The sequence below is a fragment of the Streptococcus oralis genome, from assembly GCF_026782345.1.
GTDB lineage: Bacteria > Bacillota > Bacilli > Lactobacillales > Streptococcaceae > Streptococcus > Streptococcus oralis_CK.
Map to the genome: position 1 here is coordinate 1,088,003 of NZ_JAKUWI010000001.1, position 10,340 is coordinate 1,098,342.

Annotated in this window: 9 protein-coding genes and 1 other RNA gene; 2 read left to right on the top strand and 8 right to left on the bottom strand. The window is 42.4% G+C overall.

Features of this window, described 5'->3' with window-relative positions:
• Nucleotides 1-101: 101 nt before the first annotated feature.
• The 8 genes from cbpF to MK405_RS05430 form a co-directional block, all read right to left on the bottom strand.
• Nucleotides 102-1,130 (bottom strand): choline-binding protein CbpF, encoded by a 1,029-nt coding sequence (cbpF, locus tag MK405_RS05395; RefSeq protein ID WP_268704515.1) that lies wholly within the window; start codon nt 1,128-1,130, stop codon nt 102-104.
• A gap of 99 nt (nt 1,131-1,229) precedes the next feature.
• Nucleotides 1,230-1,919, bottom strand: a complete 690-nt coding sequence (locus MK405_RS05400; RefSeq protein ID WP_247945980.1) for a response regulator transcription factor — start codon at nt 1,917-1,919, stop codon at nt 1,230-1,232.
• 11 nt (nt 1,920-1,930) lie between these two features.
• Nucleotides 1,931-3,355, bottom strand: coding sequence for an NADP-dependent phosphogluconate dehydrogenase (gene gndA / locus MK405_RS05405; RefSeq protein ID WP_050252407.1), 1,425 nt, complete (start codon nt 3,353-3,355; stop codon nt 1,931-1,933).
• 75 nt (nt 3,356-3,430) lie between these two features.
• On the bottom strand, nt 3,431-4,873 hold the full coding sequence (mapZ, locus tag MK405_RS05410) for a cell division site-positioning protein MapZ (protein WP_268704516.1): 1,443 nt from the start codon (nt 4,871-4,873) through the stop codon (nt 3,431-3,433).
• A gap of 12 nt (nt 4,874-4,885) precedes the next feature.
• On the bottom strand, nt 4,886-6,043 hold the full coding sequence (locus MK405_RS05415; protein WP_247945977.1) for a THUMP domain-containing class I SAM-dependent RNA methyltransferase: 1,158 nt from the start codon (nt 6,041-6,043) through the stop codon (nt 4,886-4,888).
• A gap of 83 nt (nt 6,044-6,126) precedes the next feature.
• Nucleotides 6,127-6,508: RNase P RNA component class B (rnpB, locus tag MK405_RS05420), an RNA gene on the bottom strand.
• Nucleotides 6,509-6,531: 23 nt separating this feature from the next.
• Nucleotides 6,532-6,858, bottom strand: a complete 327-nt coding sequence (gene gpsB / locus MK405_RS05425) for a cell division regulator GpsB (RefSeq protein WP_061418633.1) — start codon at nt 6,856-6,858, stop codon at nt 6,532-6,534.
• Between the two features lie 69 nt (nt 6,859-6,927).
• A complete protein-coding gene (locus MK405_RS05430) occupies nt 6,928-7,455 on the bottom strand; it encodes an SLOG family protein (RefSeq protein ID WP_109289656.1) in 528 nt (175 codons plus the stop codon).
• A 66-nt stretch (nt 7,456-7,521) separates the two neighbouring features.
• Here MK405_RS05430 and recU point away from each other — a divergent pair, with 66 nt between their 5' ends.
• On the top strand, nt 7,522-8,118 hold the full coding sequence (gene recU, locus MK405_RS05435) for a Holliday junction resolvase RecU (RefSeq protein ID WP_000248760.1): 597 nt from the start codon (nt 7,522-7,524) through the stop codon (nt 8,116-8,118).
• Nucleotides 8,115-10,280, top strand: a complete 2,166-nt coding sequence (gene pbp1a, locus MK405_RS05440) for a penicillin-binding protein PBP1A (protein WP_268704517.1) — start codon at nt 8,115-8,117, stop codon at nt 10,278-10,280. Before recU ends, pbp1a begins: the two co-directional genes overlap by 4 nt.
• Nucleotides 10,281-10,340: the final 60 nt, after the last annotated feature.

Genomic DNA, 10,340 nt, shown 5'->3' on the forward strand with positions numbered 1-10,340 from the left:
GGAAAGACCGTCTTGCTTTTCATACAGTAGTATTTCCTCCTATCTATTTTATTATATTTTCACAAAAAAAGCGATTGTTTCCTTCACAATCGCTTCTTTCATTATTGAACCCATTCGCCATTATAGTTGACAGAATAACCATCTACGGTTGTATTCACTGCCAAAGCACCTGAGCTGTAAGCATAGTACCATTTGCCATTGACCTGGAACCAACCTGTCTTCATATCACCATTACTTGCGTTTAGATAATACCAAGTCGAACCTTCCTGATACCAGCCAGTCGCCATAGATCCTGATGAACGGAGATAGTACCACTTGTTCCCAAGGTATTGCCAGCCCGTTTTCATATCACCATTTGGTTCATCTAAATAATACCAAGTGGAGCCTTCCTGATACCAACCAGTTGCCATGGTTCCTGATGAACGGAGATAGTACCACTTATTGCCAAGTTGTTTCCAACCCGTTTGCATAATGCCAGTTTCTGGGTCTAGGTAGTACCATGGAGCCGCTTTTATTTCCTCTTCATCATATAGAAGAGAATAATCCTTGGCCCAACCACGCACTGGCTCCCCAACCGTTAAACTGTTGATACGAGCATCAAAGCCACCACTCTTCTGTAAATAATACCAATGACCCTCGTCATAAATCCAACCGGTTTTTAAAGTGTGATAGCTACGCTGATCTTCAAAATAATAGACTCGTTTCTCTGCTGGACTATCATATTGTTCCCCATGATGTTTGTTGGTATTTGTAGCAGTTTTTGCTTCTAACACTTGCTTACCAACAAATTCTTGTAGTACCCCATCTTGACCAAAGTAAAACCAATCTGGTCTAAAAGCAACATCTTGCCTTGGAGAAGGACCAATCGTAACCCCTTTGTGTGGAGCAGGTATATATTGCCAGCCGACAACCATCTCGCCAGATAAAGGATCAAAATAATAGTACTTCCCATCAATCACTCGCCAGTAGGTTTCTTTGAGGTCCCCCTTCTTATAGTAGGTTCTACCATTTTCTTGGACAAATTGCCAGCCTTCCGAATCAGCATCATCCGCAAAGACGGTGCTTGTCGCTAGCAAAGCAAAGAGAAAGACAGCTAGTCCAACTTGCATCACTATTTTAAATTTTTTCATTCGATCTTTCCTCCATAACTGATTGTAGCAAAGACTTTACTGTATGTCAATATATAGAAGCTCCTCAAAAAAAGCAGTTACACAACTGCAACTGCTTTTCTATTCTTGCATGGTATAACCAACACCACGCACGGTTTTAATGTAGCTTTTTTGACCTTTTACATCAAGCTTGCTACGTAGATAACGGATATAAACATCCACGATATTGGTTTCTGTCGCACTTTCGTACTTCCAAACACTTTCCAACAACTGCTCACGAGTCAAGACCTTCTTGCTTCCCATGAGAGTGGCCAAAAGGTCATACTCACGGCGCGTCAGAGCAATCATCTCCTCGCCACGATAAACGGTATGATGTTCTACATCCATACGCAAATTGCGGTAAGACGTTGGGACCTTCATCTGACTACAATGTTGGTCGATAAAGTCCCGACCTCGGAAAATCGCTGAAATACGAGCCACCAGCTGATCAATAATCACTGGCTTATAGATGTAAGAAACGGCGAAGCGCTGGATTGTCTCAATCTGGTCTTGCAATTCTTCGCGATGGTCCAAGACCATGATCACTGAGGCAGGTTTTGTCCGACTCAGCCTCTCTGCAAAATCCTGGGCCGTCATATTCCCCAGACGAGCATTCAGTAAAATCAAGTCATAATCTATCTGGAGAGCCATGGAGAGGGCTTTTTGTCCCTCCTCGACCAGATCAACACGGTATTGCTCTTTTTGGAGTTCCAGACTGAGAAAATGAGCGAGATTTCGTTCTTTCTCAAGTAATAAAATCCGTTTCCCCATGGCAGACCTACTTATTTTTCGTCATACCAAGAGTAGTGGAAGATTCCTTCTTTGTCTTTACGTTGGTAAGTGTGGGCACCAAAGTAGTCACGTTGTGCTTGGATTAAGTTAGCAGGAAGGTCTGCTGAACGATAGCTATCAAAGTAAGTAATAGCTGCTGAGAAGGTTGGCACTGGTACACCAGCTTGAACAGCAAGAGCTACGATATCACGCACTGCTTGTTGGTACTTAGCAGTAACATCCAAGAAGTACTCATCCAAGAGAAGGTTTGCAAGATCAGCATCGCGGTTGTAGGCATCTGTAATCTTTTGCAAGAAACGAGAACGGATGATACAGCCATCACGCCAGATAGATGCGATGTCCGCAAATGGCAAGTTCCAGTTATTTTCTTTAGAAGCCACACGCAATTGGGCAAAACCTTGTGCATATGAAATGATTTTTGAGAAGTAAAGGGCTTGACGGATCTTTTCGATCAACTCAGCCTTGTCACCTTCAAATTTGAAGGCAGCTGGTTTTGGAAGGACCTTGCTAGCATGCACACGCTCTTCTTTGTATGTAGAGATGTAACGCGCAAATACAGACTCAGTGATCAGTGACAATGGTACACCAAGGTCAAGAGATGATTGGCTAGTCCATTTACCAGTTCCCTTATTACCTGCGGCATCGAGGATGTAGTCTACGATTGGGCCATCTTGACCTTCATCGTCTTTACGGCTCAAGATATCAGCTGTAATTTCGATCAAGTAACTATCAAGCTCGCCTTTATTCCACTCAGTGAAGATTTCAGCCATGTCTTCTGCAGAAAGACCAAGCAAGTGTTGCATGAGGTCGTAGCTTTCTGCGATCAATTGCATGTCCCCATACTCAATACCGTTGTGGACCATTTTTACATAGTGACCAGCTCCATCAGGACCGATGTAAGTCACACATGGTTTGCCATCTTCTGGTGCTTTAGCTGAGATTTCTTCAAGAACATCAGCAACCAATTCGTAGGCTTCTTTTTGTCCACCAGGCATGATAGAAGGTCCTTCAAGGGCACCTTTTTCACCACCAGAAACCCCAGTACCGATAAAGTTGATGCCTGAGTTTGCCAATTCTTCATTACGACGGATGGTATCTTTGTAGAAAGTGTTTCCTCCATCAATCAAGATATCACCCTTGTCAAGGTGGGGAAGAAGGGCTTGGATAGTAGCATCTGTACCAGGTCCAGCTTGAACCATCAGCATGATACGACGAGGTTTTTCGATTGAGTTTACAAAACTTTCAACGTCATAGCTTGGTACAAAGTTCTTTTCAGGATGGCAAGCAATTACGTCTTCTGTTTTTTCTTTACTACGGTTGTAAATGGCAACTGTATAGCCACGAGATTCGATATTTAGGGCAAGGTTACGACCCATTACGGCCATACCAACGACACCAAAGTTAGCTTTTGTCATGTGACACTCCTCTTGTTTAATATGTTTTATTTTATCATTTTTACCTATGAAAGGAAAGAATTTTGTAACGGACTCCTAATAGTCCAGGTCATCTGCATGACCAGAACCATTCCCTACAAAGTAACCCGTCTTACAGTTGAGGGTGAAGAGGTAGGTTCCATCCGGTTTGTAGAGGTTGTAATAGCCGTTTCCGTTTACAATATTGACACGTTCGAGAATGTATTGGTTGCCAGTGATGTAACCACGTGCACGTGATGTTGCTAGGATCTGTTCCAAAACACCATCTGCAAACGTCCAGGCAGGATTGTTGCTATCGTCTACAGCTGATTGGTTATAGGGTACACGACTAAGTCCTCTCTGTAGATTTACACCATCACCAGATAAACCACCATTTGTATCTCTAGCCGGTGCTGTGGTACTTGTTGAAGGCGTCGTACTGCTGGCATTGTTTTCTGTAGCGGAACTTGAACTTGCTTGACTTGAACTGGAACTTGAGCTGGAAGCACTGGTTTGTTGGCTCTTACCAAGGCTAATCGCCTGAGCTAACAGTTTATCAAGCTCTGTATTTCCCGTTTTAACTTCCGTGAACTTAGCATCCGCCTTGGCTTTAGCATTGGTATCCAAGACACCATCAGTAATAGCTGGACTTTCAAAGAGGGCATTGACATCTTGAATGGCCTTGATTTGAGTTGCTAGGCTATCGTATTTTGACTTAGCTAGTGCATAATCACGGCTACCTTCTAACTTATCCAGTAAGGTTTTTAGCTGGTTCAACTTATCGAACTGGCTATTTTTTAAAGCAGTCTTATTGGCATCCGTATAGAAGGAATCATAAAGCGTATTGAACTCTTGCAAATCGGTTTGCGATTCTTGATTTCCTGAAGATGATTGAGAAGACTGGATTTCTTGGTTCGAACGGGATACCTGACGGTAAACATAATACGTACCAGCAAGAACAAGAATCACAGCTACCACAGAAACGATGGTAATCAGACGTTTCTTTTTAGAGCCTGTTTCAGGTTCCGTCTGTACTGATCGTGATAGGGAAGTATAGGTTTCTTCTTGTTCCTCATTTTCCTCATTCATTTCCTTGGATTCTGTTTCTGTTAAAACGAGAGGCTCTATTTCAGCACTTTCTTCATCTTGAAGTGGGGGAACAAACTGAGTAGTTTCTTCATTATCTATCTCTTCACTAAATTCCTCGGAAACCAGGTCTGAATCGTCTACCTCTCCAGAAAGTTCACTTGTTTCACGAACTTCTTGGATCAATTCCTCTAAGTTTTGAGTAGAAGCCAGTTCTTCTTTTTCAAACTGACGAGTTTCAAACTTATCTGCCTCGATCTCTTCGCGGTGCTGTTTGATGTATTTGTCCAAGATATTGTCTTCAGGCAATACTCCAGCCTCAACCTCTTCATTCTTACGAATTGCTTGACCAACAGTCAAATCTTTTGCTTCGTCAAAGTCGAATTGTGGCTCTTGCTGTTCTTTTTTATGACGATCATGTCTTTTCTTGCTCATGAGTTTACCTTTCTATTTTACCTCTTGGCGTTTCACACGCTGACCAAAATATTGATATAAATCCACTTTTAAGGTCCCGTTATAGAGTTTTCGTTTTTTATTCGCTGGACTTCCGTACTTACTTTCAAAAGCTTCGTCACTCGTCAAGATAAACTTACTCCAGGTTTTCAGTGGTGCAAAGACTTGTCCCATCTCAGCATAAAGTTTCGTAACTCCTGCATCATCGGACAAGCGCTCCCCATATGGTGGATTGGAAATGATAACGCCATTGATCTTGTCTGTGCGCAAGTCCTGTACCCGCATTTGCTTAAAAGTGATATCTCCTGCGACACCTGCTGCTTGAGAATTTGCCTTGGCAATTTCTACCATACGAGCATCAATATCACAGCCCATGATATCCAGTTCTATCTCACGATTAATTTTCTTAGCAGCATCAGTACGGACCTCTTGGATTAACCGATCGCTAACCCAGTTCCATTCCTCAAAAGCAAAGGAACGGCGAAGACCCGGCGCCATCTTTCTAGCAATCATAGCCGCCTCGATACAGAAAGTTCCTGAACCACAGGTTGGATCAATCAAGGGCTTGTCTGGATACCAGTTGGAAAGTTGCAAAATGGCCGCTGCCATATTTTCCTTGATAGGTGCTCCACCCTTTTCCGTACGATAACCTCGTTTAAAAAGGCTAGAACCTGTCGTGTCAATCATGACAGTTGCCACATCTTTCAGAATAGACACCTCAATCTTAAACTCAGGACCAGTTTCCATCAAGGGAATTCCTTCTGGGCGGGCATAGTGTTTTTGTAATTTCTTCACAACAGCTTTCTTAGAAATGGCCTGAACACTGGGCTCGTTATGAAGTTTTGACTTAACACATTTGGCCTTTGAAATCGGGAAACGCGCCCCAAGCGGGAGATAGTTTTCCCAATCTAGAGCAAAAACACCTTGAAAAAGCTCTTCAAAAGTCTTAGCTGGAAAACTTCCGACTACAATCTTGATGCGATCCGCTGCACGAAGCCAAAGATTGGCCTCAATGATTGCCTTCACATCTCCTTGGAAGCGGACACGCCCATTTTCAACCTGGCAATCATAACCAAGTTCTCGCACCTCACGCCCAACGACTGCCTCGAGGCCCGCCGCAGCAGTTGCGATTAAATTAAATTGTTCTTTCATTTCTAGTCTTGCAAGACCTTTCTCTTGTTCACTTTAAAAAATGAGGTTGAGAAAGATTTCTCAGCCCCAACCTATATGCAATTTTCTATAAGCCATGTTTTGTTCCAGAAGTGACTAGGACCACTTCCTTCGATAATCATCTGTCTACCGCTAACAGCATAAATCTGCTAGCAGTCAGAGTACTACGTTCGTTTCCGTGCACTCCATGCCCCGACCAAAATTTGGGTTGCTAGCTTGAGGGGTTTACCGCGTTCCACTCTCTCCGTTTCCAGAAAGACTCCGTCACTGTGGCACTTTCAAGCCTATTCTGACCTATCCGAAGACTTAGCCATTTCGACTGCCGTAACGATCACTCGTCCCTAGGCTTATGGATTCGCCTAGCACAAACACTACAGGCATCACAGCCTGTGCTAGCATGGACTTTCCTCATGAAAAGAGAACCTCTTCACGCGATTATCCAAAAATTGCATTCATTCCTTAGTCAATTATCAATCTTGATTGTCTAAGATTTGCTTACCAAATACTTCTTTTTCGAGACGATTTAAGCGTTTCAAAATATCAAAATTTGTCATTGAAGTAGAAGCTGTTACTTCAATAGAGTCTGGTTGAGTTGGAGCCGCCTGTGGTTTACGAGACAACTCCTCCTTCAAATCGGCAATTTCTTGGCGAAGGGATTTAACCAAAGCTGCGTAAGTTTCATAATCCTTAATCACATCATCTAAGAATTCATCCACCTCTGCTCTGCTATATCCACGCACTTCGCGTCCAAACTCTTGTTCAAAAATATCTTTTGCTGAAAATATAATACTTGCCATGTCTCTCTCCATTCTGGGTTACTAGTATTATTATATAAAAAAAGACAAGTAAAAATCAAGGTCAAAGGGTTACTTTTCAGAAAAATTTTCTGCTAGTTCATTCAAGTCCTCAAATGTTAATTGCCTTGTAACATAGTCCGCTTGATTTTTCATCATTTGGTAAAAATATTGTAATTTAGTTTTGTTTTCCTCATCATAAAAAAGATAGCAAATATCTGTGTTCTCCAGTAAAAATTTCTGATAATCACGTAGTTGTCCCTTGTGTTCATATTGTGGATAGGCATATTTGACAAAATCAACTTGCTTGAATTCGCTCAACTTCACTTGATTTGCTTCATTCCAATTACTGCCATGGGTTTCAAAATCAAAAATGGTCGCCAGCTGAAATCCATAGTCTATTTTCATGTCTTTCGCCACCTGAAGCGCCCAGTACTCAAAGCCCAAAGCCCCAGTAAAGACAAGCCAGGTCACCCCTTCCTCCGCTAGACGTTCTAAGTCTCTCCGAATAGCTGTTTTGATAATATCAACGCGAATATCCTTGTCATTAAAGAGACCAAGGTCGAAGGCAGAATAACCTGAAATCAAGGCTGTTGTCATTTTTAACCCTTTCTTTGTAAATTTATGATATAATAGAGTGATGTTATTGTACCAATAAGGAGAATTATGGTCAACTATCCACATAAAATTTCATCACAGAAGAGACAAGCTCCCCCGTCACAAACTAAAAATTTCGCAAATCGGGGAATGTCTTTTGAAAAGATGATCAACGCTACGAACGATTATTACTTGTCGCATGGGTTGGCAGTGATTCACAAGAAACCGACTCCTATCCAAATCGTACGTGTTGACTATCCCCAACGAAGTCGAGCCAAGATCGTTGAAGCCTACTTTAGACAAGCCTCAACCACAGACTATTCAGGGGTTTATGATGGATATTACATCGACTTTGAAGCAAAGGAAACTAGGCAAAAACATGCGATTCCGATGAAGAATTTCCATCACCATCAGATTCAGCATATGGAACAGGTCCTTGCCCAGCGAGGAATCTGCTTTGTCCTTCTTCACTTTGCTTCTCAGCAAGAAACTTATTTATTGCCGGCTGTTGACCTGATTCGTTTCTATCATCAAGATAAGGGACAAAAGTCAATGCCACTTGGATATATTCGAGAAAATGGATATAGGATTGAGCTGGGTGCCTTTCCCCAGATTCCCTATCTCGATATTATCAAAGAACATTTACTAGGTGGTAAAACAAGATGAACAAACAAACTATCCTGCGAATATCTAAATATATCAGTATCTGCTTCTTAACTGTATTTATCGCAGCTATTATGCTGGGCGGAGGTCTCTTTCTCTACTATGTTAGCAAGACTCCAGCCCTATCTGAAAGTAAACTAGTCGCTACAACGTCTAGTAAAATTTATGACAATAACGATGAACTCATCGCTGATCTTGGATCAGAACGTCGGGTCAATGCTCAAGCAAACGAAATCCCGACCGATTTGGTCAACGCTATTGTTTCGATTGAAGACCATCGCTTCTTTAATCACCGAGGAATTGATACTATCCGTATCCTAGGTGCCACCCTACGAAATCTTCGTGGTGGCGGAGGCCTTCAAGGAGCTTCAACTTTGACGCAGCAGTTGATCAAGTTAACCTATTTCTCTACGTCAACTTCTGACCAAACCCTTTCTCGTAAGGCTCAGGAAGCATGGCTTGCCGTTCAACTAGAACAAAAGGCGACTAAACAAGAGATCTTGACCTACTACATCAACAAGGTTTACATGTCAAACGGAAACTACGGAATGCAGACGGCTGCTCAAAGTTACTATGGCAAAGACCTTAAAGATTTGAGCGTCCCTCAATTGGCCCTCCTTGCCGGAATGCCTCAGGCTCCAAACCAATATGATCCATACTCGCATCCGGAAGCCGCCCAAGAACGTCGTAATCTCGTCCTCTCTGAGATGAAAGGGCAAGGCTACATTACAGCTGAGCAATATGAAAAAGCGATTAATACTCCGATTACAGATGGACTTCAAAGCCTAAAATCAGCTAACAGTTATCCTCCTTACATGGATAATTACCTCAAAGAGGTGATTGACCAAGTTGAACAGGAAACAGGTTACAACCTTTTAACTACGGGTATGGAAGTCTACACAAACGTTGATTCTAAGGTCCAACAACGTCTCTGGGATATTTACAATACGGACGAGTATGTCAACTATCCAGATGATGAGTTACAGGTAGCCTCTACTATCGTTGATGTCACAAACGGGAAAGTCATTGCCCAATTAGGTGCTCGCCACCAATCAAGCAATGTTTCCTTTGGAATAAACCAAGCTGTAGAAACTAACCGTGACTGGGGTTCTACCATGAAGCCTATTACAGACTATGCTCCTGCTTTGGAATATGGCGTTTATGATTCAACTGCTTCGATTGTTCACGATAGTCCTTATAATTACCCTGGAACCTCTACCCCTGTCTATAACTGGGATAAGAGTTACTTTGGAAACATAACACTCCAGTATGCTCTCCAACAATCACGGAATGTGCCGGCTGTAGAAACGCTAGAGAAAGTAGGACTCGATCGTGCCAAGACGTTTCTAAATGGACTCGGTATTGACTACCCAAGCATACACTATGCTAATGCTATTTCAAGTAATACAACTGAATCTGACAAAAAGTATGGAGCAAGCAGCGAGAAGATGGCTGCGGCTTACGCTGCTTTTGCCAATGGCGGTATCTACCGTAAACCTATGTATATCAACAAGATTGTCTTTAGTGATGGCAGTTCAAAAGAATTCTCTGATTCTGGTACACGTGCTATGAAAGAAACGACAGCCTATATGATGACAGATATGATGAAAACCGTCTTGGCATACGGAACTGGTCGAGGAGCCTACCTCCCTTGGCTACCACAAGCTGGTAAAACTGGTACGTCAAACTATACAGATGATGAGATTGAAAACTACATTAAAAATACGGGTTATGTAGCTCCGGACGAAATGTTCGTTGGCTATACTCGTAAATATTCAATGGCAGTTTGGACAGGTTACTCAAATCGTCTTACTCCTATCGTTGGTGATGGCTTCTATGTCGCTGCTAAGGTCTACCGTTCAATGATGACTTATCTCTCTGAAGATGATCATCCTGGTGACTGGACTATGCCAGAAGGCCTTTACAGAAGCGGAGAATTTGTCTTTAAGAATGGAGCACGCAATACGTGGACCCCTTCATCATCTACACAACAAAGTTCGACATCTGAAAGTTCAAGCTCATCATCAGAAAGCTCAACTTCACAGTCTAGCTCAACTACTCCAAGCACCAATAATAGTACGACTACCAATCCTAGCAATAATACGCAACAATCAAATACAACCCCTGGCCAACAAAACCAGAATCCGCAACCAGCACAACCATAACATTTATCACCCAGAATATTCTGGGTGATTTTTTCATAGCAGTATCGTATTTATGTGCTT

Excerpts from the sequence above, each read along its gene's own strand:
- cbpF (WP_268704515.1), bottom strand. The coding sequence starts at position 1,130 with ATGAAAAAATTTAAAATAGTGATGCAAGTTGGACTAGCTGTCTTTCTC.
- MK405_RS05400 (WP_247945980.1), bottom strand. The coding sequence starts at position 1,919 with ATGGGGAAACGGATTTTATTACTTGAGAAAGAACGAAATCTCGCTCAT.
- gndA (WP_050252407.1), bottom strand. The coding sequence starts at position 3,355 with ATGACAAAAGCTAACTTTGGTGTCGTTGGTATGGCCGTAATGGGTCGT.
- mapZ (WP_268704516.1), bottom strand. The coding sequence starts at position 4,873 with ATGAGCAAGAAAAGACATGATCGTCATAAAAAAGAACAGCAAGAGCCA.
- MK405_RS05415 (WP_247945977.1), bottom strand. The coding sequence starts at position 6,043 with ATGAAAGAACAATTTAATTTAATCGCAACTGCTGCGGCGGGCCTCGAG.
- gpsB (WP_061418633.1), bottom strand. The coding sequence starts at position 6,858 with ATGGCAAGTATTATATTTTCAGCAAAAGATATTTTTGAACAAGAGTTT.
- MK405_RS05430 (WP_109289656.1), bottom strand. The coding sequence starts at position 7,455 with ATGACAACAGCCTTGATTTCAGGTTATTCTGCCTTCGACCTTGGTCTC.
- recU (WP_000248760.1), top strand. The coding sequence starts at position 7,522 with ATGGTCAACTATCCACATAAAATTTCATCACAGAAGAGACAAGCTCCC.
- pbp1a (WP_268704517.1), top strand. The coding sequence starts at position 8,115 with ATGAACAAACAAACTATCCTGCGAATATCTAAATATATCAGTATCTGC.